Consider the following 23251-nt stretch of genomic DNA (forward strand, 5'->3'; position numbering starts at 1 on the left):
CCGCCCAGGTGCTTGCTGATGGCAAGGAACTCGGCTGGAACTGGGACAGGGTCAATGTCAATGGCGGTGCGATTGCTTTGGGGCACCCGATTGGCTGCTCCGGCGCAAGAATCCTTGTTACCCTTATCTATGCCCTCAAGGCGCGCAATCTGAAAAAGGGCTTAGCCGCCATCTGTTTGGGTGGTGGTGAAGCGACCGCAATGAGCATTGAAATGGTTTAGGGACTTTGGTCTTTGAAACAACAAGCGAGCAGGCAACCATCCTTTTGGGTGAAAGGCTGGCAAAATTTTTAAAACCAGGTGCGGTTGTTGCCTTTTACGGCGAACTGGGTTCAGGCAAGACCACAATGATTAAAGGGTTTGCGCGTGGTCTTGGTGTCAAGGACACGGTCAAAAGCCCATCCTTTGTCATCATCACCGAATACGAGGGCAAATTCCCGGTCTATCACATTGACCTTTACCGCATCCGCTCCCAGGAGGAGTTCATTGAGATTGGGCTTGACTCCTATCTGCGCGGTGATGGGGTCTGCCTGATTGAATGGGCAGAAAGGGCAGAAAACCTCCTGCCGGAAAATAGCATCCGGATTTACCTTGCGCTTGTGCCCGGAGGCAGAAGGATTGAAATCACAGGCTTACAACCTGACCTTATTCAGGAACTCAAGAAGCTCAGTTAAACCGCCTTCAAGGCTGAATGTTTGCTCTGGTGTAACCACTGTTGCCCTCCCCCCTTTCAGGCTCACCTCAAGAACTCCTTTTTGCCGGCAACGCAGCCGCACCAAAGCCATTTGGAAAAGATTTTCCACAACTGCTGGGTAAGAGCCAAACCGGTCCTTTAACTCCGCTCGCAGCTCCTCAAGCTCCTCTTCCCTTTCCACACCCAAAAGCCGCTTGTAGATGGCGATGCGCTGAAAGGAGTCGCCGATATACCCCTTGGGAATGAAGGCGCTGATTTCCAGTTTCAGTTTCGGCTCAATTGGTGCCTCCTCACCCTTGAGACGGACAATCGCCTCCTTCAGCATCTGGGTGTAAAGGTTAAACCCAACCCGGGCAATATGACCGTGCTGCTCGGTTCCCAAAAGATTGCCGACACCGCGGATCTCCATATCGCGCAGCGCCAGGCGATAGCCCGCACCCAATTGCGAATAAGCGAGAATTGCGGAAAGCCGCTTGCGTGCCTCAGCACTCATCCCCTTTCTGTCAGAGACCAGAAAGAGTGCGTAAGCCTGCTCCTGCGAGCGTCCAACCCGACCCCGCAACTGATGCAAATCCGCCAGCCCGAATCGCTCTGCCTGGCTGACAATAATGGTGTTGACATTGGGCAGGTCAATACCAGATTCCACTATTGCCGTTGACAAAAGCAACTGATACCTCCCCGCAGCAAAATCAAGATAGATTTCTGCCAGCCGCCGGCTTGCCACTCTTCCATGTGCAACCACCATCTCCACATCCGGCAGAATCCTCCGTAGCCGCCTTTCCATCTCGCCAAGACTCTTAATCTCATTGTGGACAAAAAAGACCTGACCCTTACGATTCAACTCCCGGTAAACATAACTCTGAATCAGACCATCATCCCATTCCGCAACCTCGGTCAGAATCTCTCTTCTGCCCGGTGGGGGGGTGTGAATTGCTGAAATGTCCTTGATACCGGCAAGTGCCATATAGAGCGTCCGGGGAATCGGGGTTGCACTCAAACTCAAGACATTGACATCTGCCCTGAGCCGGCGAATCTGCTCCTTCTGGCGCACACCGAATCGCTGCTCCTCATCAATGATTAACAGCCCTAAGTTTTTGAAAGCCACCTTGGGGCTCAATAGAACATGGGTGCCGATAACAATATCCACCGTTCCCGCACGCAGACCGGAGATGATTTCCTTTTGTCTTTCCAGAGAAACAAACCGTGACAGCATCTCCACCCGCAAAGGAAATCTCTCCAGCCGGCGTTGGAAATTGGTATAATGTTGATAACAGAGCACAGTCGTTGGCGCCAAAAGCGCCACCTGTTTGCAGTTTGTCGCCACCTGAAATGCCGCGCGCAGGGCAATCTCGGTCTTGCCAAAACCAACATCGCCACATATCAACCTATCCATCGGCACGCCCCGAATCAAATCCTCCTGCACCTCTCTAAGCGCCTGTAACTGATCCGGGGTCTCCTGATAAGGAAAAGACGCCTCCAGCTCGGCGAGCCACCGCGGCTCTGCCGGTAGCGGTTCCTGGCGCATGACTGCCCTGCGGGCATAGGTTTCAATCAACTCCTCGGCATATTCCGCGCTTGCCCGTGCCGCCTTTGCCTTTGCCCAGAGCCAGGACCTGCTACCCAAACGGTCAAGTTTTGGTGCCTCCTTGGTATCGCCGATATAACGGTCAATCAGCCCAAGGTTTTCCACCGGGACATAAACCCGGTCCTTTCCTGCATATTGCAGGACGAGATAATCCTTTTCCACCCCACTGTGCTCGAGCCGCTTTGTCCCGGCAAATACCCCGACCCCGTAATCAATGTGAACCACATAATCACCCGGACGCAGGGAGATGAGATTGTCAACCGGCACACCCTTGAACCTGCGCCGAGCCATACCGACAACCGGGGTTCCATAAATCTCCCTTTCAGTCAGCACCACCCACCTGCGAGTCTCGCTGACAAAACCACCACTGAGACCGCCAACAACATAATCCGGTTTCTCACCCAGCAAACTCTCCAAACGATGCCGGTGATGCTCGGATACCGCCACAACAGTATAATTTCGTTCCGACCCCTCAATCTCAGCGCGAAGTAATTTGAAGTTGCCCAGATAAGCCGGTGCGGGCTGGTAATCAAGGGTTATCTCTGGCTCATCACTGGTAAACTTGACAATGAAATTGCCATAGCCGCCATCACCCAAACCGATAAACACCGCCTCTTTTGGTAGGAGTTCTATCGCCGCCATCCCGGTTGACTCTGGTGGGCGCCGGCTAAATATCTTGACCTCGTTCACCACCTGCTTTGAACGCTGACTCAACGGTTCAAACTCCCGCAGCGAAACCACCGAATTGTCAAAAAACTCCACCCGCAGCGGCAGCTCCTTATCCTCTGGAAAAATGTCAACGATTCCCCCCCGGGTTGCATATTCACCGGCTTCGGTAACAAGGTCAACCCGCTCATAACCATTTTCTTCAAGCCAGGTTATCAACCGCTCCCTAAGCACCTCTTCCCCTGAGTGCAGCGATAACTGCGCCTGGTCACCTTGCCAGACTGGTGCTGGGGCTTCCAAATCCGACCTTGCGGCAACAATCACCACCGGTGAATTTTCCCTTGCCTTGAGACTCTCCCAGAAAGCCAAGGACTCCCGGGCAAACAAAAGGAAAGGAACCTCCGGGTAAAGCCCCCTGCCGTCTTGAAAGCAGACCTGCGCTTGGTTACCTTCGCCTGGAATTAAAACCACCAACCTCTTCAGACTTTTTGCCAGCCAGCCGGCAAGCAATGTCTGCACTGGTAGCGGCAGCGAATTAACAGTAACACTACCGCTGCACTTCAGGGCAGTTAAAAGGGAATCAAGGTTTTTATCAAGAACAAACTGCTGACAGATGACTTCCATAAAATTGAAGGGGGCTCCTGCCCCCTTCTTGATATTGACAGCTATTTCTTCTTTTTCTTTGCGGTCTTCTTAGCCGTCTTCTTTGCGGTTTTCTTAACACCGCGCTTCATGCATGCCATCGTGCCTCCTTTTCCTTACAACTTAATATAAGGTTTCCCAAGTCTTTTGTCAAGAAATAATTTTATCTTTTTTCATCACAGCCGCTATTATCTCCTTTTAATGCTGTTTATTAAATCGGCGACGAAACCATTTTCCTTCCGAGAAACAGGAACTCCTCGGCAAGTTTGGAATGCCAGAAACCCAACCGTATCCGTTGTCTGTGCCGGTGGCCGGTGCCGGGCAAGGTGCCCTCACCTGAACTTTTCTCTTTCAATCAGAGTCAATTTCAAACGCCAACCGGGTGCAAAATCCTGTCCCACGCTTAATTCAACCGGAAAACAGGGGCGGGTGGGGAGAGGGTGGAGGGGACGGGCGTACCCGATTTTTATCTTATTAATAAGTTATGGAAAAACCAAAACATAGTTCTGAAATTCCAGAGCGAAGGCTAAACACAGCCCAAGCCCTATTTTCCCCAGCAAAATAATTTATTCGTTGACACCGCCAAGGAATTGGTTATGATTTTTAACATAATTGATTAACTATCTCAGGAGGACACAAATGACTTACCTTCGCCGGTCAATTTTGACCATTGTTGCCCTGTGGAGCATAACCTGGGCACAAAGCGTGCCGCTGGATGCGCTTTTACGGGGCGGACGGATACATTATCAGGGGGGGCGTTATGAGCGGGCGCGCGAGCAGTTTCAGAAGGCGCTTGAGCAATACGGTACCACCGCTGATAACACCACCCTTGCCAATATCCATCTCTGGCTCGGAATGTGCGATGCCCAGTTGAATCAACTCTCGCCCGCAGCCGAGCACTTCCTCACTGCGCTTGAGCGCGACTCCACCATCGCCGCCGACATCCAGAAGGACGAGGAACAGAGCCACTGGGTCTGGACCGCCCTCATCGCCGCCAGCCGGGAAAACCTTAATGCCGGCAATCCCCAAAAGGCGGTTGCCTATGCCCGTGCTGCACTTCTGATTGACCCTGCCAAATCCCAGACCTACACCCTGATTGCCAACGCCTACAGCGCTCTGGGCAAATATGAAGACATGCTCAAGACGGCACAGGAGATGCTGGCGCTCAACACCGGTAGCGCCGAAGCATATTCGCTCATTGGACTCTACTTTTTGCAGAAGCCGGACAGCCTCTTCTCCAAAGAAGGGAGGCGCACCCGCTGGGACTCAACCAGATATTATTATCAAAAGGCGCTGGATATTTACCAGGCAAGGCTGGACAGCGCCCAAAAGGAGTTGACCAACCTTTTAAAAGAGAGCGATGCCGAAAGGGTGCGCGCCATCGCCAGCCAACTGGTGGAAAAGCAGCGCTATGCCCCGCCTGAGGACCTCAAGCGCTATATTGAAAAGGATTTGGGTCAGGCAAAGCAGCTAACCCAGATTGCCCAGGTGACATCCAAGATGTTTTATGCCTCAAACAACATCAATGTCACCGCTGCCCGGCTTGGCAGTGCGCTCCTGCGTGCCTCCGCAGAAACCAAGGGTGACACCTCCAACCAGTATCGGGACGCTGCGGAATCCTATTTCCTCCTGGCGCTCCAACACGACCCTTACGACTACACCACCCTCTTTAACCTCGGCATCAGCCAGTATCAGGCGAAAAAGGACAGCCTGGCAATGGTCTCATTCATTAAGGTGATTGAAAACACCGTTGTTCCGGTAAGCCGTCTCCCTGAACAGACGCGCAGCCTGCTCTTTTCTCAAGTATCTGCCGAAATCGTCCCCCAGGGCTATCTGGAAATCACCAGTCCGCTTGAAAAGACAATCGACAGCACCCTTTCCCGCCTTGGTTATAAAGGGGGTGGCTTTGTCTATCTCTACTTCCCGCAACTGCGGGAGCAAAAGGACTTCATTCCCTTGACACCGGCTGACACCGCGGGCATCTTTCTCAGCAATCAGCACCCCCTCCAGTTAGAGAATATCTATCTCTTGCTCGGGGTAAGTCAGACCGGCTTGGGTCTTGCTTTCATTGAGGGGAAAAGAAAGGAGGAAGGCAAGACCCTCTTAAAACAGGCAATTGCCAACCTGACGATAACGACAAAGATTAACCCAAACAATGCCGAAGCCTATCTCAACCTTGTCCACTGCTTTCGGGAAAGCGGGGATAAGGAAAAGGCGGCGTGGGCATACGAAATGTATAAAAAATTGAGCAAATGAACGAAAGGAAGCGAAAATGACGAAAGTTTTAACAGTTATCATCGTCATTTTAGCCGCGGTCCTGGTGGGCATCATCCTTTACCCGCAATTACAGGAGAACCGACCGCTCACCCTTAAATTCGCCTGCGACAGTTCGGCAATAAGCCTGCCTTTTCTCATTGCCGTTGATGACACCCTCTTTCAAAAGAACCGCATCATTCCAGAACTGGTTTACTACTCTGACCCGGAAAAGGCTCTTGCCGGACTCTTTGCCGGTGAAACCGACATCGGCGTATTCCCCTGGAGCACGGTCTTCAAATACTTAAATAACAACAAAGAGACGCTCAAGGTATTTCTGGCGGTTGAGTTCCGACCCGCCCTGCCGGTTGATGTGCTGGCAAAAGCAAAAAAGAGCAAAATCAAAACCATCTTGGACCTAAAAGGCAAAAGGATCGGCTATCCGCCAATAATGCGTGACTATCTCCCTTATCTCTTAACCGCTGCCGGCCTCAAAGTAACTGATGTCAAACTGACCGAGGCTTCACTCACCACTCTAACCGCCAAACTGAATGCCGGCGAACTTGATGCCGCCTGGCTTGTTGAACCGGCGGTGTGCCCATTAGATTTGGCGAAATTTGACACCATAAGTTCCATCACCACCCGCTACATTACCAGCCCCTTCCCCGCGTGTGCAATTGGCTTCAGCCCTGATTTTTTAAAAAAGACCAGCCGTGCCCAGCGCACCCGCCTAAAGATTGCCCTTGACATGGCGGTTGACCGCATTGACAGCAAACCTGAGGAGGCAAAATTGACTTTAGGGAATTACTTCCCTTATTGTCAAACTTCCTGCGGCTTCTGCCGTTTGCCCCAGTTCCAGCGCCTCGTTGAAATTAACCGACCCGCGGTTCAGCTCCTTGCCACCCGGTTGCTTAACAGTGGCATCATAACCGATACCATTGATACGAAAGGGCTGTTTGTGGAACCATCGCTAATGATGCGCTAATGTTTCCGGTCGTGCTATGCGGGGGGTTGGCGGTCCCCTGTAACCCGAAACCCGCCTATGCGGGGCTGAAAGGGACCCTGAGTTCGGTTTGGCGCGAGCCCAGTCTGAACCGGGTCCTGGTGATGAAGGTTGGGTCCGATGATGACGGTTGCCGTGAACCCCGCCAGGACCGGAAGGTAGCAACGGTAAGCGGTCTTATCGTCAGTCATCGGGGTGCCTGGCTGGAGCCAGAGCCCTTCAGACCCTCTCGCCAACTGCGCGAAGGTCCTGGCACGACCGGAATGAAGTTGTAAAATGGAGAGCCGCCAGGTCTTAACCCTGAAATACCGACCCCAAACATTCGCCGAACTCCTGATACAGGACCATGTCAAAAACACCCTCACCAAGGCGATTGAGCATAACCGGCTCGCCAACGCCTATATCTTTGCTGGTCCCAGGGGAGTAGGGAAAACCACCAGTGCCAGAATCCTTGCCAAAAGCCTCAACTGCCTTGCCTATCAAAAACCAACCACTACCCCGTGCAACAAATGCTCTGCATGTGTGGAAATCACCAATTCCCGCAGCCTTGATGTCTTAGAGATCGATGGTGCCTCCAACCGCGGGATTGACCAGGTGCGGGAACTAAGGGAAAACATCAAATATGCACCGGCAAGCCTGCGCTACAAGGTGTATATCATTGACGAGGTCCATATGCTCACCAAGGAGGCGTTCAATGCCCTCCTCAAGACGCTTGAGGAGCCACCACCCCATGCCAAATTCATCTTTGCCACCACCGCTCCTCACGAGGTTCCCCTCACCATTCTCTCCCGGTGCCAGCGGTTTGACTTTCGGAAGGCAACACCTGGAGAAATCGTCCAGCGTCTGCAATGGATCGCCGAAAAGGAAAACATCAAAATCAGCTCCGAGGCGTTAAGCGCTATTGCCCGGCGTGCGGATGGGGCAATTCGTGATGCCGAAGGGCTCTTAGACCTACTCTCCACCTACAGCCCTGAGGGAATTGAACTGTCCCATGTGGAAGAGCTACTCGGCATCGTACCCACAAACATCTTCTTTGAATACGCCGAGATGATTGCCGCTGGTAACCCCAAGCCGATGATTGAATTCATTGAAAATCTTTTTACCTCCGGTTACGACCTGATGGAGTTTTACGCGGGTGCTGTCAACCATTTCCGCAACCTCCTTTGGGCAAAACTTGGTATTACGAGTCCTGACTCCGCACTATTGCCCGAAGAGGTTGCCCGCCTTAATAACCAGGCACAACGCTTTACCTCCAAGCAGTTGATGAAAATAGTTGACCTCCTGAGCCGAAACGAGGAAAAAGCCAAAAACTCCCTTCTGCCCAAAATCCTTCTTGAGATCATCACCCTGGAACTTATGGAATTAGAGCCAAATAATCATTCGCAAGAACCTGTCTCCCCGCACGACAAGGTAACCAACCCCCCGCTGCCCGACCCACCACCAGCAAAAAATGATGAGGAAGCGAGCGCCATCTGGTCAAAAACCCTTAAGAAAATCCATACCTACCGCTCCTCTTTGGCAAAGGTGTTGAATTTTCTAACCCCTATATCCTGGAAAGACAATACCCTTACCATCGCCTTCGCACCTGAACACAAGGGAAACATCCACCATTTTGAAAGCCATCGGGAGAAAATTGAACGGTTCCTCTCAGAAGTAACCGGCATTACTGCCCGCATAGAGGTAGTAGTCCACCCCACCATCCCCCAAGTGGACAACATCAACACCAAGGTTAGAGAAATCTTTGGCGAGGTGGAGGAAAAATGAAGGATTCGCTTGGGCGCCTGGTTGATGTATTAACATCACTGCCGGGTATCGGGAGGAAATCGGCTCAGCGCATCGCCTTCCACCTCTTAAAAAATCCTGATAATGGTAAGGTATTAGTTGCTGCTGTTGAAAGTGCGATAAACCAGCTCCATCTCTGCCCGCTCTGCTTCAACTTCACCGAAGATGCCCTCTGCCCTATCTGCGCTGACAAAAAACGGGACCATTCAACTATATGTGTTGTTGAAGAGCCCCAAGATGTGTTCGTGCTCGAACAAACTGGCGAGCATCGCGGCACCTACCATGTCCTTGGCGGGGTCCTCTCGCCGCTTGATAATGTCGGACCCGAAAGCCTTCACATTAAAGAACTCGTTGAGCGTGTTCGCAGAGAAAAGATTGTCGAGATAATCGTGGCCACCAATCCGACAGTTGAGGGCGAGGCAACCGCAAATTACATCGCCCAACTTTTAAAACCGTTAGGTGTCAGGGTCAGCCGCATTGCCCGGGGCATACCTGTTGGTGGTGACTTGGAACTCGCGGATCGGGAAACCATCTCCCGGGCATTTGAGGGAAGGCGGGAACTTTAAGACTGATGGAAAAATTGTCGCATTATTTGACTTTTCCCAATATTTGGGTTATATTTTTATAAATAGGAGGACCCATGCAAATCAATATTACCGGTCGTCATTTTGAAATCACACCTCACCTCCGTGATTATGTAAACAAAAAAATGGAAAAACTTGCCAAATTTGACCATCAGATTTCCAAGGGAGAAATCATTCTTTTCCGTGACCGGGCATTTGATGTGGCTGAAGGCAAAGTCCACTCTGGCCACTTTGTTTTTGCTGCCAAAGGCCATGGCAACGATATGTATCAGGCGATAAACGATCTCGCCGACAAAATTACCATCCAGTTGGAACGACACCTTGAAAAAATTCGCGCCCGACGCCGCCACGCCGGGAGAGAAAAACCAAAGTTGTAATCATAACCTATATGGGTTCTGGTATTGAACAGCCCCCCTCTCTTCCCAAAAAGATAACGGTGGGCACGCTATTTGAGGAGAAAAAAGAGGAGTGGCAACTGGAATTGATTGCCGGTAAGGGGGGACTGGAAAACCATTATGTTGTTACCTCAGACATCAACCGACCCGGCATGGCGCTTGCCCGTTTCACCGGGGTTTTCCTCCGGGAACGCATCCAGATTGTTGGTAGTACTGAACTATCATACCTCAATACACTGTCAAAAGAGCAGTATGCTGATGCGGTCCGGACATTTCTTGAACTCAACCCGGTGGCAGTAATAATCACCAAGAACCTCCCTGTAGCTGAACCCTGGGTTACTGAGGCAAACCGAATCCAAGTGCCGGTTCTCCGGACCCCACTTGATACCACTTACTTTATCCATCGCTTGAGTGCTTTTCTTGACTATCGCCTTGCGCCCGAAACCTATATCCATGGTGACCTTGTGGATGTATTCGGTGTCGGTCTTTTGATAACTGGGGAATCTGGTATCGGGAAGAGCGAGTGCGCCCTTGACCTTGTTGACCGCGGTCATCGCCTTGTTGCCGATGACCTTGTCCGGGTCCTGCGCCGGGGAACTGGGATTCTTATGGGTTATTCGGCTGCAAAATCACCCGCACTTGCCCATCATATTGAAGTCCGGGGTGTGGGCATTGTTGACGTCTATAGCCTTTACGGTGTCAGAGCAATCAGAGTTCAGAAAAGAATCGAAGTGGAAGTAAGGTTAATCCCCTGGAAAAGCGGTGTGGAATGCGAGCGGGCGGGAATTGATGAACAGTTTTCTGAGATCCTAGGCGTCAAAATCCCCCTGGTGACCATCCCGGTTGTCCCGGGCAAAAACCTCGCCCTCGTTCATGAGGTGATTGCCAAGAATCACATCCTCAAAGTATTCGGCTACTATCCTGCCCAGCGCTTTAATGAGGAATTAATCCGGCTTATGGCCAGGTCTCCTATCGACCCCTATCTTACCGACGATCAAGAATAAATACCACTTTAAAGTTTTGCTGTTAATGAACGCCGCCACACCCTTTCCGCTTCCTCGATATTAAGTTTTACCACCTCAGCACCAGTTAAACCGGTAATCACCATTACCCCATCACTGTTGGTTTTGCCAATCACTCCGTAAGGAATACCCCTGAAATAACGCTCAAACCTTTTTGCCTGCGCCGGCGAGACCTCACACAAAAACCTGCTGTTGGACTCGCTAAATAAAAGCAACTCATCCCGAGGAAAATGATGGGCACCGGGAACCTTGCGCAGGTTTATCTTAAACCCGAAACCACCGGCAAAAGCCATCTCTGCAAGTGCCACTCCGAGCCCACCATCAGCGATGTCGTGACAGGCAAGAACCAAGCCATCGGTTATTGCCTTACCTAAGCAGCGCATAAGTTGGCGTGCCCGCCTGGCATCGACCTTAGGAACCCCTCTCCCCAATCCGCCATGAAGACGCATAAACTCACTCCCACCTAATTCCTCAAATGTCTCTCCTAAAATATAAATCAGAGAATCAGAACACTTGAAATCGGCGGTAACGGTTTTTGTACCGTCAGGAATCACACTAAGGGCTGAGATTAAGAGGGTTCCTGGAATCGGCAGCGTCTCGCCAGCCTCGGTCCGGAATTCATTATATAGTGAATCCTTGCCCGATATAAAAGGTACCCGATAAGCACGGGCAATATCATAGCAGGCTTCGGCCGCACGCACAAGTCCAGCCAGTTGTTCATCCTGGTCTGGGCTTCCCCAACAGAAGTTGTCTAAAATTGCCGTCCGCTCAATATCCCCCCCTACCGCCACAATATTGCGCAACGCCTCGTCTATCGCCGACGCTGCCATCCAGTACGGGTCAATCAAACCATACCGAGGACAAAGACCGCAGGCAACAACACAAGCACGCTTTGAACCTGCAACCGGCATCATCACGCAGGCATCACTTGGACCGCTATTGTTTTTACCACAGAAAGGTTTAACAACAGTCCCTGCTTGCACCTCGTGGTCATATTGCCTTGTCACCCACTCTTTACTGGCAATATTAGGCGCGGCGAGCAGTTTCAGGAGAATCGAGTTAAGGTTGTGGTAATTGGGGATGAAAGGTTCGGGCAGATCGGGCTGAATCCATCTTGCCAACCTCTTTTTAACGGGCCAACCCTGATGAAGAAATTTCATTGGCAAGTCGGCCACAATGTGATTGCGATATTTTAGGATTAATCTCTTCGTGCCTGTTACTCTGCCAATAACCGTTAACTCAACATCATTATCTTGAGCCAGCCGGGTGAGGGCTAACACATTTTCCGGCTCAACAAAAACCACCATCCTCTCCTGAGCCTCGGAGACCCATATTTCTGCTGGAGTCAAACCCTGATATTTTAGTGGCACTTTGTCCAGTTCCACCTCACAGCCCGTCTTTGCTGTAAGTTCGCCAACCGCACTTGATAATCCTCCGCCCCCGCAGTCGGTGATTGCGCTGAGCAACCCTTTATCACGAGCAGCCAGTACCAAATCCAAGAGCTTTTTCTCCTCGATGGGATTACCAATCTGAACGGCGCTGGAGGAGAACTCACCAGAACTTTTGTCAAGTTCCTGTGATGCAAAGGTAACCCCATGAATGCCATCTCTGCCGGTCCTGCCACCCAAAAGTACGATCGCCTGCCCAGGACGAACCCTTTTCCTCAGTTTATCCTTGGGTATAATTCCCACAGTTCCGCAAAAAACCAAGGGGTTATTCAAGAACCCCTGGTCAAAATAAACCGCACCATTAGCAGTAGGTATGCCCATCCGATTACCATAATCACGAACCCCACTAACAACCCCTTTCATCACCCGCCGGGGATGCAACACACCTTTTGGCAATTCATCAAAATTTGTCTCCAAATATCCGAAACAGAAAACATCGGTATTCAGAATTGGCTTGGCACCCAACCCGGTACCAAGGCAGTCGCGAATCACACCACCTATTCCAGTCGCCGCACCACCGTAAGGCTCAAGCGCTGAAGGGTGGTTATGGGTTTCAACCTTGAAACTAATCCCAAAATCATTATCAAACTCAATCACCCCGGAGTTGTCGTGAAAAGCCGAAAGCACCCAGGGTAGATTTAAATCTTCGGTAACCCGGATGATAAACGATTTTAAGATATTTTTAATCCTCCGGCTACCGAACTGGATTTCACCTTTAAAAGTCTTGTGCTGGCAATGTTCTGACCAGGTCTGGGCAAATGTTTCCAGTTCTACATCGGTTGGGTCCCTGCCCAAGCGCTCAAAAAAACGGCGGATGAGGCGCATTTCATCAGTAGAAAGCGCCAAGAGTCGCTGCCGTGAAATTTTCTGAAGTTCCTCATCACTTAAACCCCTGATTTTCACAAATTCGGCGCGGAAACGGTATGGTTCGGGCTGGGCAAAAACCACTTCTCCAGTCTTTCCCAAGTGCTGAATAAGAGGGTTAAAAATGAGCCCGCGCCCAAGTAAAACCTCCTCCTTTTCAGTTAAAACCCTACCAAACTGAAACCGCCTGCCGCTTCTCACCTGGCAGCCGGTATACCCCATATCAGCAAGCGCCCTGAGCACGCTTCCCACACTTGGATCCATCACACCAGCATTATAAAGCACCTCAAAACCAATCACCCGCTCCAGCCTGCCTTCTTTTAAAAGTCGGAGAGTACAGGATTCAATAACCGGATCGCAAAAAAGTTCTACCGCGATCCGCTCAATATCATCTTTGCCCAACTCCCCCTGCACAAACCACAACCGGGTAATCCTCACCGGGCCGATATTTTTTAATCCCAAATCTCGGGCATCACTCTCAACACTTTTTGCCTCAGGGTCAAACCCCTTTTTAACTACCTCTATCTGCCAGACAGATTGATGACGACGGATTGAGAAAAACTCCTTATTTGATTAACTTCTCAAACTCTTTGTCCAGGGAATCAAGTTCTTTACTGGATACCAGCGAATCAACCGAACGGACGAAATCGCTCACCATCTGGCGCAACTGCACATACGCCTCCCGTGTCTTGGAAAACCTCTCTTTGCGCTCCTGATATGTCCGAGCCTCCTCCAGCTCGGCAAAATCATTCCAGAGCCGGGCAAGTCCTGCGCTGCACACCCTAAAAACCGAATCCTGATACGGAGCAAGGGTATCAACCTTCTGTCGGTATTCGTTCAACCGCTTCTCCAGCCTTTCAATCCCCCGCTGCAGTTGCTGCCGAGCCCTTGCCATTGTTGTGTCGGTCGGTATTGGTCCTAAGACAACCGGTGCTGGACCAACCTGCACCCTGCCAGCATTCTTCACCACAACCAGTACTGCCAGAGCCAAGACAAATAAAAGGAAAATGACCAAAGGCACCATCACCGCGGGCTTGCTCAAAAGCGCCTGGAAAGCCTGCCTTTCCTCCTGCTCAATCACGCCTAATCCCCGATTAACTCCTCCACCTCTTTTTTGCCCTCCTCCATCTCCTTCTTCTGCTCCTCATCCAGTTTCAAGAGTAGCGCCTCAAACTCGCCGAAATGGGTCTTCTCCTCACGGGCGATGTCCAAAAGCACCTTGCGGATATCGTCACTGTCAGCCAGCGCCGCCATCTGCTCATAAAGGTTAATCGCATCCAGTTCGGCAATTATCCCGGCGCGCAAAATCTCTAAATCTATCTTTTCCTTCTCCACCTCTTTAAGTCTCTTGGGAATATCAGAAAGCATCCTTGCTCCTATCTTTGCAGTTTCTTGTGGCAGAGCCACCAGTCAAAACACTCAAACTCACCCGCCTTTGCCTTTGCCAGGCGCTCGTGTGCAGTTTTGACATCGGTTGCCGGTGGCACAATCACATGGTCATTGACCAATTCATTATTGGGCCAGTTTGCGGGCATCGCCACCCGGTACTTATCTGCAATCTGCATCGCCTCAACCGCCCTTAAAATCTCATCCATATTCCTGCCTAACTCCTGCGGATAGTAAAGGATGATGCGAATCTTTGCCCGGTCATCAACCACAAAAACCGCCCGCACCGTATTTGTCCCTTTTCCCGGGTGAATCAAACCAAGCGTATCGGCGACCTTCCCGGTGTCAGCGATTATCGGAAACTCAATCTCCACACCCAGCTTCTCCTTAATCCACTCCTCCCACTTGATGTGAGAAAAAACCTGGTCAACACTCAACCCAATCAGTTCACAGTTCAGGGCACGGAACCGGTCGTAACGCCTCTGAAATGCCACAAACTCGGTGGTGCAAACCGGTGTAAAATCTGCGGGATGGCTGAAAAGCACAAACCACTTCCCAGCAAAAGCCTGGGGCAAATCCATCACCCCATGGGTTGTCTGAACCCTCATCTGGGGAAAATCGTCCCCTAAGAGGGGCATCCCTTTTCTCTCCTGCATATTATCCACTTATTCTCTCCTTTCTAAGTCATAAAATTTATCCTGCTGCCTTAATTCAAGATAACAATCGCCAGGTTTAAAACCGCGGCAAAACTCACCCATAAAATATAAGGCAATAAAAGAACCCCAGCAAGTTTTCTCAGCCGGAAAAAAAGCACAATGTTTATTATTATCAAACCCCAGAGCAAAACAATATCCACAAAAGCCAGAAGCGGATTGCGCAGACCGAAAAAGAAAGCCGACCATAAAATATTCAAAAAAAGCTGCCCAAAATATACCACAAAAGGCAAAAGTAGCCTCTTGGAATAACCATCCTCCCAGACAAAATAAAACGCAAGACCCATCAGGATAAAGAGCGCTGTCCATACCGGACCAAAAAGCCAACTGGGCGGAGTAAATACCGGTTTGTTAATATTAAGATACCACGAACTTAGCGAAACGGATGTGAAAAATGAACCGGCAAAACCTGCTGCCAGCGGGAGAACCAACGAGACCAACAACCTTAAAAGCCTACGCATAAAATAAAACCCTTTCCTTTATTTCCCACTATACCCGAGCAGGAACAAAGGTCAAGCAAAACCTCTAAAACCAGTGGTAATAACCGGGGCGGTGGAGAGGACCTACCCTCAAATCTATAATACTCTGAAAAACAGTACCTTACAAAATCGGGCGTTAATAATTTCAATTCACCTGCACAATCAGACAGCGCAGATATTCTGACTCTGGCATCCTTGGCAGGACCGGATGGTCAGGACCTTGTGTTGACCGGTCAAGGATGGTAAAACCCCTGCCCAGTTCCTGTGCCGCGCTACCGATAACATCAAGCAAATCCTGCCAGAAAAGGTAATGGGAGCAGGAGGAGGAGACCAAAATCCCTCCTGGTGAAAGCAGTTTCATTGCCAGCCGGTTAATTCGCAAAAATCCCTTAATTCCGCTTGACTTCTGGCGCTGCTGCTTGATGAAGGAGGGCGGGTCAAGGTTAACCAACTCAAACCTCTCCCCCTTTTTAAATAGGTCGTTCATAAACTCAAACGCATCCGCGGTAAAAAACCGACAGCCACCCTCAACCCGATTCAGGATGGCATTCCTCTTTGCCATCTCGCACGCTTCCGGCGAAATATCAACCGCAACCACCTCCTTTGCCCCACCCAGCGCGGCATTGATGGCAAATGAACCGGTATAGGAAAACACATCAAGGACCCTGCGGTTTTTTGCCAGTTTCCGCACCTTCTGCCTTGTGAGCCGGTGGTCAAAGAAATAGCCGGTCTTCTGCCCTGAGGCAATATCAACATAAAACCTCACCCCGTTTTCTGAAATCACCAGTTCCTTTTCCGGTGTCCCATAAAGCAGCCTCTCCCTCCTTTCCAAACCCTCAGGCTCACGCAGTTTGATATCATTTTTTTCAAAAATAGACTTCACCGGAAAAAGCCGGCAAAGGGCATTCACCACCATCTCCAGCCGCCTGTCAAAACCGGCGGCATAAACCTGAACCGCAAAATGGCTCCCATACTTATCAATCACCAGCCCGGGCAGATAATCGCTCTCACCATAAACCAGGCGAAAATCATCCTCCTGGGGCAATTTTCTCTTGCGATACCGATATGCCGCCTCAATCCTTTTTGTAATCAACTCCTCGTTAAGTTCCTCCTCCTTATCTGAATAGAGCCGCACCACAATCAATGAGCGGGGGTTAAACATCCCGGAACCGATGAACTTGCCCCGGTCATAAACCCGCACCAGTTCCCCCATCTCTGGGTTACCATCAATCCTTTTTACCTCACCTGAAAATACCCACGGATGTCCTGCCCGATTAACCTTCCTGTTTGCATAGACCGCTTTCTGTAGCAACCCTTAAACCTCCTCCTTGACAGTATCAATGATTGTCAACCTGCCCAAATCGTCAACAGTATAGAGAAAAAAATATTTAACCCCATCCTCAATTTGCGAGGCAAACCTAAAGGGCTCAATAACCAAATCCGGTCTTGTCTCGGGCACAAAACCGACATCATCCTTGACAAGTGCTGTCTTTTCCGAGACAAAAACCGGCTGGGGGTTGCCCTCGCCAAAAGGTGCCAACACCCTCACCCCCGGGTCAAAACGAGAAAAGGGGAGAAAGGCATCGGCAAGTAAAGGGTTTTCCCTCACAATCCTTCCCGCAAAATTTTCGTGGGCAAACCGCTCTGCTGCCCGGATAAAATCCCCCACCTTGGCATCCTCAATTGAGAAACCTGCTGCCTGCTTGTGACCGCCAAAATCAATGAAATACCCGCGCAGTGCGCGCAAAAGCTCCATCAGGTCAACACCGGGCATCCCGCGGCATTCACCAACCCAGATATCACCGCGCCAGCCAATAACAACTGCCGGCACCTGATACCGCTCCTTGAGTCGGGCGGCAGTGAAGCCAAGTGCGCGTAAGGAAAGATTTTGATGCTGAACAAAAAGAATCCCATCCCCGAGCCGGACATTTTCCTGCGCAATCCTCAAGGTGGACTCTGCCTCCTTCTGCCACGCATTCCGGCGCTCAACAAGCCCCTTTACCCACATCCTTGCCTTCACCTCATCCGCATCCAGAAACATCTTCACCGCCTCAACACCTTCGGCTGCGGCAAAAAGGGGTAAAAGTTCGCCAAGGAATTGGGAGAGGGTCAATCTACCCCTAATGAAATTCACCTCATTCAGAACCGCCTGCAGCGCCGGCAATCGGGTATCTTGAAGCGCGCGCAAACCAACTGTAACAATAATCCGGTTCTCGCCGTTAAGAGGTGCGCGGTCGGCAATCGTTCCCAAAGCGCTCAACGCCAAAAGCTCGGGCTGGGCAGAAAAGAAACCTGCCGTGTCAACTCCAAGCCGCTGTTTTGCTATGCCCATCGCCAGTTTCAATGCCACGCCGGCACCGGTAAGCTCTCGATAGGGATAATCGCCGTCATCCCTCTTCGGGTCAACAACCGCTTCCGCCGCTGGTAAAGGTTGGGTCACCTCGTGATGGTCGGTAACAACCACATCAATCCCCTGTCCCTGCAAAATTTCGATATCTTTGTTATTGGTGATGCCGCAGTCCACTGTTACAATCAGGTTTGGTCTCTTCGCCTCGGGCAGTGTCTCTAAAACCCTTGCGTCAAGACCATGCTTATCCCTGCCCCTTGTCGGAATATGATAATCCACCGCTGCCTGCAGAGCGGATAGCACCTTGCCTAAAATCGCTGCTGCGGTTATCCCATCCAGGTCATCATGCCCCCAGATAAACACTCTTTCCCTTTTTTCAATCGCCCTGACAAGCCTTTTGGCAGCCGCATCAAAATCGGGCAGCAGTTCGGGTGGGTACAACTGGCTTACATCCGGTTTCAGCCACATCTGGACCTCTTCCCATTCCTTTACCCCGCGCAATACGAGGAGCCTTGCCAAGATTTCAGAAATCCCAAAAGCCGCACTCAGCCTCTTTACCTCTGCCTCATCAACCGGCTTAATCTGATAAGGAATCATAGTTTTATTATAATCAGGTAAAGGTTAAGGTAAAGGTGAGGAATCTTGAACCATAAACCATCGGCGATAAACTATAAATGATGAAATATGATGTAATTGTTGTTGGTGGCGGGCATGCCGGTTGCGAAGCCGCACTTGCTTGCGCCCGGATGGGATGCGCAACCTTGCTTTTAACCCAGAACCTTGACACCATCGCCCTGATGTCCTGCAACCCAGCTGTTGGTGGCATTGGCAAGGGACAACTGGTCAAAGAACTGGATGCCCTTGGCGGTCAGATGGCGCAGGTCACCGACAGGGCGGGAATCCATTTCCGGCAGTTAAACAGGAGTAAAGGGATGGCGGTCCGCTCATCACGGGTTCAGGTTGACCGACAGTTATACCGCCAGCTTATGCGCTCAATCCTTGAAAGAACCCCTAACCTCTATCTCCGCCAGGCTCTCTGCGCCCGGGTGTTAACAAAAGGCAAAACCGCCATCGGTGTTGAAACGGAGATTGGCGAAAAATTGTATGGCAAAACGGTCATCCTCGCACCCGGCACATTTTTGTCCGGTCTTATCCATATTGGGCTGGTGAACTTTCCTGGCGGCAGATTGGGTGAATCACCAGCAAACCTCTTGAGCCAGAACCTGCGGGAACTTGGGTTTAGGATTGGCAGGTTCAAGACCGGCACCCCACCCAGAATTGACATCCGCACAATTGAAATTGACCGGCTCGAGGAGCAGAAAGGCGATGAACCTCCCCAGCCCTTTTCCTTCTTTACCGAGGATTTGCCCAAAAACCGTGCAACCTGCTACATCACCTATACCACCAAAAAGACCCATACCATTGTCAAACAGGGTCTGAAACAGTCCCCCCTTTACACCGGCATTATCAAGGGAAGGGGTGTGCGCTACTGCCCTTCAATTGAGGACAAGGTGGTCAAGTTTTCTGACAAGGAGCGCCACCACATCTTTATTGAGCCCGAAGGTCTTAACACCTTTGAATGTTATCCCAATGGTATCTCCACCAGCCTGCCGGTCGCAATTCAGGAAAAGATGCTCCATTCCATACCCGGACTTGAGAACTGCCGTATGACCAGACCTGGGTATGCGATTGAGCACGACTTCTCTGACCCGACCCAGCTCTATCCAACCCTCGAAACAAGATTAATCAGCAACCTCTTTTTTGCCGGTCAGATTAACGGCACCACTGGTTATGAAGAGGCGGCAGCCCAGGGTCTCATTGCCGGCATCAATGCCAGCCTCCGGGTCAAGGAAAAGGAGCCGTTTATCCTCACCCGTGCCCTTGGCTATATCGGTGTGATGATTGACGATTTGGTCACAAAGGGCACAGATGAGCCCTACCGGATGTTCACCGCCCGGGTTGAGTTTCGGCTCCTTCTACGCGAGGACAATGCCGATTTGCGCCTGGGACCAAAGGGCTACGAACTTGGACTCTTGGATGAAAAGCAGTTTGCCCGCATCAGGGAAAAACAAAGGCTGCTCAACACAACCCTTGACTGGCTTAAAAAGTTCCGGGTCAAGCCAGAGCCAAGGGTCAACCGCCTGCTGAAAAGATTAAAAACCACGCCCATAAACCAGCCATTAAGTGCGCTGGAACTCCTGCGCCGACCCGAGATAACCTATCAGCACCTCCTAACCATCATCCCTCAGGCACCAAAAATCCCTGCCCCGGTTCAGGACCTCCTTGAGGTTGAGGTCAAATATGAGGGCTATATTGAACGCACCAAACGGCAGATAGACCAGTTCCGCCAGTTGGAGGAAATGAAGATTCCATCTCACATTGACTACTTCCAGGTCCCAGGACTTTCCACCGAGGTCAGGGAAAAACTGACCAGGATTAAGCCCTCATCCTTGGGTCAGGCGCAGCGCATCCCCGGCATCACACCCGCAGCCATATTTGCCCTAACCGTTTACCTGAAAGGAGGAAAATGAGCCTGATTCATTTCCGCACCGAGATTGATGCCTTTTGCCGCAACCGTGAGATTGCCCTCTTCGGGGTTGCCGAACTTGCCAAGATGAAGACCGACGACTTTCTCCTGCCCAAGGAGACGCTCCAGCGCCTCCCCTTTGCCCTCTCCCTCGGAATGCGCCTTTCCAGTGAGGTCCTTGCCTCTCTCACCGACCACCCTGACCTCCTCTATGAACACCACTACCGCCAGCTGAACTTTGCCCTTGACCGGGTTGCACTTGAACTTACCAACCGGCTCCAGAACTGGGGTTACAACGCCCTGCCCATTCCTGCATCCCAGATTGTTGACTGGCAGAACCAGCGTGCCCATCTCTCCCACAAAAGGGTGGCAATCGCTGCCGGTCTGGGCTGGCTCGGCAGAAACAACCTCCTAATAACCCCTGATTATGGCGCCCAGGTCAGGCTGGTAACAATCCTTACCGACCTGCCAATGGAACCAGGCGCGCCCTTAGACCAGAACTGCGGCACCTGCGAGCGCTGCCAGAGCGCCTGCCCGGCAAATGCCATCAAGGAAAGACCAGAGGATTTTGACCATCAGGCCTGCTTTGAGAAACTGAAGGAGTTCCAGAAGAAGCGGTTTGTCAACCAGTTCATCTGCGGACTGTGTGTCCGTGCCTGCGCTCCTTTGCGCTAATGCCGGTACCGAAACTCCTTACCCAAGGAGAGGTAAAACCTCAAGCCCCCGGGATGGGGTGCCTTTTTCAGAAAATTTCCTGAAGAGACCGTAAACCGCAAAGGTCCCAAGGGTGTATTGGTAACAACACCAAAACCCGCGCCCCAATGCAAACGAGAAAAAATATCATCACCCTTAATCAGCAAATCAGGTCTTTCAAAGGTTGCGCCATTGCCAATCAGTTCCAGATAAACCGGATAATCATCCGAGTTCAAAAGGTTCAAAACCTTAAACCGCAGCGCCGAGCCCAGTATCAGCCGCTCCTCAGTTGCAAACTCCTCCTGGGCAAAGCCCAAAAACCTCTCACCGCCGGAAAGAAAATAGTCGCTCAAAGGCAAAGAGCCAAAGGAAAGCCCCCCATTCAGCCACCAGCGCCAGCCAAACCGCTGCCAAACAGGCAAAATCTGCTCGCAGTTAAACTCCACCTTCAAAAACTCCCTTTTACTCAAAACCCTTGGCGTTGAATACGAGCCGCTCAACCGGTAGGCAAAACCCCTTGCTGGCAAATCCAGCCTTTCCTGATTATTAAACTCAAGGTTAAACAAAGCCAGACCAACCCACTCATCTGAAACCGTATCAACCGCGCTTCCATCATACCCGACCCGCTCCGCCTTCAATCCGAAATTGAAAAACCCGTTTCTGCCCAGGATATAACCCGCCTCACCAACCCCGCCCCAAAAATCAACAATGTAATTTGACGAAAACCTGCCATCATTCCAGAAACTCCTGGTCTGGGACCTGGCATAGCCATCAAGCCGATAACCAAAGGGCAACTGAAAAATCCTTGTCCCGGTAATACCCAACCGGAACTCATAAGGGTTACCAATAACCCCTGCCGCCCTCACCGTTGCACCTGAACCCAAAATATTCTCCTCCCCCACCTCCAGACCCAAAACCACATTGTCATAATTGTCATACCTTAAACCAATCGCATAAAAACCAAAAGGACGCTCACTCACCTCAAACACCACATCAACACTCTCCTTATTAACAAACTCAAAGCGGAAATTGACATCCTCAAAAAGACCGGTATTGAAAAGCCGCTCAATGTCATCAAAGAGAATTGCAAAACTCAGCCTTGACTTCTCTTTTGTCCGCACATAGGGCAAAACGAGTGACCTCCTTGTCCTTTTTAACCCCTCAAACCTCACCTCCCGCACAAAGGGCAAACCCCGCTTCTCAATCCTTTTCCTCACCCTTACCGGCACCCTGCCCTTCAGTTTCTCCCTGATTAAAGGCAAAGCCCTAACCGCTGCCGACTCACCCGCGGCAATCAGCTCTCTTGCCTTAGCAAAATCTGAATGGAGAAATTTTGAAACATCCGGCTCAATCACAACATCCGCCATCACCTTTGACCTCTCCACCCCGCTCAGCCCCATCAAATCCAGACTCCTTGACGCAATGTCAATCAAACCCATCGCCCCTGACTCCTGGCGCCTCATCGTCAGAACCGCAATCACAAAATCGGGCTTGAAATCCTTCAAAGGCGCAACCGGCAGATACTCCATCACCCCGCCATCAACCAGCTCCCTGCCCCCAATTTTCTCCGGTGAAAAAACTCCGGGAATCGCAATACTTGCCCTTATCGCCTGCTCCAGCCTCCCATTTTTCAGAACCAAAAGTTCACCCTTATTAATATCAACCGCCACCGCCCGATAAGGAATCACCAGACTGTCAAAATCATAACCGGTATTAAACTCAATCTCAGCCAGAAGCCGGTTCAAAAGCATCTCCACATTCTGCAAAGGCACCAGCCCGCTTGGCAGATAGGGCAGAAGGTTCTTATGCCGCAACTGCAGCACATAACGCTCTGCCTGCTGCTTCTCCTGCAGATACTTCGCACCAAAATTAGAACCAGAGGAAAAAAGCCTGTTCCAGTCCGCGCTCAACGCAATACTCTCAATCACCGCCGCCTGATAACCGGCAGCATAAACACCGCCAACTAAAGAACCCATACTGTTGCCCGCAATCCCGACAAAATCAAGCCCCTCTTTCTCCAGAACCTTCAAAACCCCGATATGCGCCAGACCCAGCGCGGCACCGCCAGAAAGCGCCAGACCGATTCGCACCGGCTCAGCAAACACAAAACCGAAAAACAAAATTAGAACAAAAAACCGCCTCATAAAGAGATTCTAACAACACAACTAG

The 23251-nt window shown here is 51.0% G+C and carries 20 protein-coding genes and 1 other RNA gene; 11 read left to right on the top strand and 10 right to left on the bottom strand.

From position 1 onward, the window contains the following. Together ABIK47_05420 and tsaE are read left to right on the top strand one after the other, a co-directional pair. Nucleotides 1–221: acetyl-CoA C-acyltransferase (locus tag ABIK47_05420; protein MEO0020062.1), on the top strand; the 221-nt coding region annotated here is incomplete at its 5' end. Between the two features lie 5 nt (nucleotides 222–226). Continuing rightward, nucleotides 227–673: a tRNA (adenosine(37)-N6)-threonylcarbamoyltransferase complex ATPase subunit type 1 TsaE gene (gene tsaE, locus ABIK47_05425; GenBank protein ID MEO0020063.1), complete on the top strand. Its 447-nt coding sequence runs from the start codon at nucleotides 227–229 to the stop codon at nucleotides 671–673. Here the strand turns inward: tsaE and mfd are convergent. Both mfd and ABIK47_05435 read right to left on the bottom strand, forming a co-directional pair. Continuing rightward, a complete protein-coding gene (gene mfd, locus ABIK47_05430) occupies nucleotides 632–3568 on the bottom strand; it encodes a transcription-repair coupling factor (protein MEO0020064.1) in 2937 nt (978 codons plus the stop codon). The genes tsaE and mfd overlap by 42 nt on opposite strands. A 229-nt stretch (nucleotides 3569–3797) precedes the next feature. Continuing rightward, a complete protein-coding gene (locus tag ABIK47_05435) occupies nucleotides 3798–3941 on the bottom strand; it encodes a hypothetical protein (protein ID MEO0020065.1) in 144 nt (47 codons plus the stop codon). 284 nt (nucleotides 3942–4225) lie between these two features. Here ABIK47_05435 and ABIK47_05440 point away from each other — a divergent pair, with 284 nt between their 5' ends. From ABIK47_05440 to hprK, 7 genes are all read left to right on the top strand, one after another. After that, nucleotides 4226–5842, top strand: coding sequence for a tetratricopeptide repeat protein (locus ABIK47_05440; GenBank protein MEO0020066.1), 1617 nt, complete (start codon nucleotides 4226–4228; stop codon nucleotides 5840–5842). A gap of 16 nt (nucleotides 5843–5858) precedes the next feature. Further along, on the top strand, nucleotides 5859–6824 hold the full coding sequence (locus tag ABIK47_05445; protein MEO0020067.1) for an ABC transporter substrate-binding protein: 966 nt from the start codon (nucleotides 5859–5861) through the stop codon (nucleotides 6822–6824). Nucleotides 6825–6833: 9 nt separating this feature from the next. After that, nucleotides 6834–7100, top strand: an RNA gene (gene ffs, locus ABIK47_05450) — signal recognition particle sRNA large type. Nucleotides 7101–7118: 18 nt separating this feature from the next. Further along, on the top strand, nucleotides 7119–8606 hold the full coding sequence (dnaX, locus tag ABIK47_05455; protein ID MEO0020068.1) for a DNA polymerase III subunit gamma/tau: 1488 nt from the start codon (nucleotides 7119–7121) through the stop codon (nucleotides 8604–8606). After that, complete coding sequence (recR, locus tag ABIK47_05460; GenBank protein ID MEO0020069.1) at nucleotides 8603–9190, top strand: recombination mediator RecR; 588 nt, start codon at nucleotides 8603–8605, stop codon at nucleotides 9188–9190. Before dnaX ends, recR begins: the two co-directional genes overlap by 4 nt. A 74-nt stretch (nucleotides 9191–9264) precedes the next feature. Continuing rightward, a complete protein-coding gene (raiA, locus tag ABIK47_05465) occupies nucleotides 9265–9585 on the top strand; it encodes a ribosome-associated translation inhibitor RaiA (GenBank protein MEO0020070.1) in 321 nt (106 codons plus the stop codon). A 59-nt stretch (nucleotides 9586–9644) separates the two neighbouring features. Then, nucleotides 9645–10607 carry an HPr(Ser) kinase/phosphatase gene (hprK, locus tag ABIK47_05470; GenBank protein ID MEO0020071.1) on the top strand — a complete coding sequence of 321 codons (963 nt, stop codon included), beginning with the start codon at nucleotides 9645–9647 and terminating at the stop codon, nucleotides 10605–10607. An 8-nt stretch (nucleotides 10608–10615) separates the two neighbouring features. Here the strand turns inward: hprK and purL are convergent, their stop codons facing one another. From purL to ABIK47_05505, 7 genes are all read right to left on the bottom strand, one after another. Beyond that, entirely contained in the window at nucleotides 10616–13375 is a 2760-nt protein-coding gene (purL, locus tag ABIK47_05475; protein ID MEO0020072.1) for a phosphoribosylformylglycinamidine synthase subunit PurL, read from the bottom strand. Nucleotides 13376–13502: 127 nt separating this feature from the next. Then, nucleotides 13503–14018: a hypothetical protein gene (locus tag ABIK47_05480; protein ID MEO0020073.1), complete on the bottom strand. Its 516-nt coding sequence runs from the start codon at nucleotides 14016–14018 to the stop codon at nucleotides 13503–13505. Nucleotides 14019–14020: 2 nt separating this feature from the next. Then, nucleotides 14021–14305 carry a ferritin family protein gene (locus ABIK47_05485; GenBank protein ID MEO0020074.1) on the bottom strand — a complete coding sequence of 95 codons (285 nt, stop codon included), beginning with the start codon at nucleotides 14303–14305 and terminating at the stop codon, nucleotides 14021–14023. 8 nt (nucleotides 14306–14313) lie between these two features. Beyond that, a complete protein-coding gene (locus ABIK47_05490) occupies nucleotides 14314–14979 on the bottom strand; it encodes a peroxiredoxin (protein MEO0020075.1) in 666 nt (221 codons plus the stop codon). 50 nt (nucleotides 14980–15029) lie between these two features. Then, entirely contained in the window at nucleotides 15030–15497 is a 468-nt protein-coding gene (locus ABIK47_05495; GenBank protein MEO0020076.1) for a TspO/MBR family protein, read from the bottom strand. A 163-nt stretch (nucleotides 15498–15660) separates the two neighbouring features. Further along, nucleotides 15661–16827, bottom strand: coding sequence for a class I SAM-dependent rRNA methyltransferase (locus tag ABIK47_05500; GenBank protein MEO0020077.1), 1167 nt, complete (start codon nucleotides 16825–16827; stop codon nucleotides 15661–15663). A 3-nt stretch (nucleotides 16828–16830) separates the two neighbouring features. Further along, complete coding sequence (locus ABIK47_05505) at nucleotides 16831–18459, bottom strand: DHH family phosphoesterase (protein ID MEO0020078.1); 1629 nt, start codon at nucleotides 18457–18459, stop codon at nucleotides 16831–16833. A 77-nt stretch (nucleotides 18460–18536) separates the two neighbouring features. Between ABIK47_05505 and mnmG the strand changes: the two genes are divergently transcribed. Together mnmG and ABIK47_05515 are read left to right on the top strand one after the other, a co-directional pair. Beyond that, a complete protein-coding gene (gene mnmG, locus ABIK47_05510; GenBank protein MEO0020079.1) occupies nucleotides 18537–20393 on the top strand; it encodes a tRNA uridine-5-carboxymethylaminomethyl(34) synthesis enzyme MnmG in 1857 nt (618 codons plus the stop codon). After that, on the top strand, nucleotides 20390–21064 hold the full coding sequence (locus tag ABIK47_05515) for a hypothetical protein (protein MEO0020080.1): 675 nt from the start codon (nucleotides 20390–20392) through the stop codon (nucleotides 21062–21064). Before mnmG ends, ABIK47_05515 begins: the two co-directional genes overlap by 4 nt. Here ABIK47_05515 and ABIK47_05520 read toward each other — a convergent pair. Next, the gene (locus ABIK47_05520) at nucleotides 21061–23226 is read right to left on the bottom strand and encodes a patatin-like phospholipase family protein (protein ID MEO0020081.1); all 2166 of its coding nucleotides are present in this window, start codon (nucleotides 23224–23226) and stop codon (nucleotides 21061–21063) included. The genes ABIK47_05515 and ABIK47_05520 overlap by 4 nt on opposite strands. Between the last annotated feature and the right edge of the window lie 25 nt (nucleotides 23227–23251).

The sequence above is a fragment of the candidate division WOR-3 bacterium genome (assembly GCA_039801245.1).
Taxonomy (GTDB): domain Bacteria; phylum Hydrothermota; class Tepidihabitantia; order Tepidihabitantales; family Tepidihabitantaceae; genus JAOABP01.

What these genes read in the sequence shown, in the direction of transcription:
- ABIK47_05445 (MEO0020067.1), top strand. Translation starts at nt 5,859, where the DNA reads ATGACGAAAGTTTTAACAGTTATCATCGTCATTTTAGCCGCGGTCCTG.
- mfd (MEO0020064.1), bottom strand. Translation starts at nt 3,568, where the DNA reads ATGGAAGTCATCTGTCAGCAGTTTGTTCTTGATAAAAACCTTGATTCC.
- ABIK47_05505 (MEO0020078.1), bottom strand. Translation starts at nt 18,459, where the DNA reads ATGATTCCTTATCAGATTAAGCCGGTTGATGAGGCAGAGGTAAAGAGG.
- dnaX (MEO0020068.1), top strand. Translation starts at nt 7,119, where the DNA reads ATGGAGAGCCGCCAGGTCTTAACCCTGAAATACCGACCCCAAACATTC.
- ABIK47_05515 (MEO0020080.1), top strand. Translation starts at nt 20,390, where the DNA reads ATGAGCCTGATTCATTTCCGCACCGAGATTGATGCCTTTTGCCGCAAC.
- ABIK47_05485 (MEO0020074.1), bottom strand. Translation starts at nt 14,305, where the DNA reads ATGCTTTCTGATATTCCCAAGAGACTTAAAGAGGTGGAGAAGGAAAAG.
- ABIK47_05490 (MEO0020075.1), bottom strand. Translation starts at nt 14,979, where the DNA reads ATGCAGGAGAGAAAAGGGATGCCCCTCTTAGGGGACGATTTTCCCCAG.
- raiA (MEO0020070.1), top strand. Translation starts at nt 9,265, where the DNA reads ATGCAAATCAATATTACCGGTCGTCATTTTGAAATCACACCTCACCTC.
- ABIK47_05495 (MEO0020076.1), bottom strand. Translation starts at nt 15,497, where the DNA reads ATGCGTAGGCTTTTAAGGTTGTTGGTCTCGTTGGTTCTCCCGCTGGCA.
- recR (MEO0020069.1), top strand. Translation starts at nt 8,603, where the DNA reads ATGAAGGATTCGCTTGGGCGCCTGGTTGATGTATTAACATCACTGCCG.
- ABIK47_05440 (MEO0020066.1), top strand. Translation starts at nt 4,226, where the DNA reads ATGACTTACCTTCGCCGGTCAATTTTGACCATTGTTGCCCTGTGGAGC.
- mnmG (MEO0020079.1), top strand. Translation starts at nt 18,537, where the DNA reads ATGATGAAATATGATGTAATTGTTGTTGGTGGCGGGCATGCCGGTTGC.
- ABIK47_05520 (MEO0020081.1), bottom strand. Translation starts at nt 23,226, where the DNA reads ATGAGGCGGTTTTTTGTTCTAATTTTGTTTTTCGGTTTTGTGTTTGCT.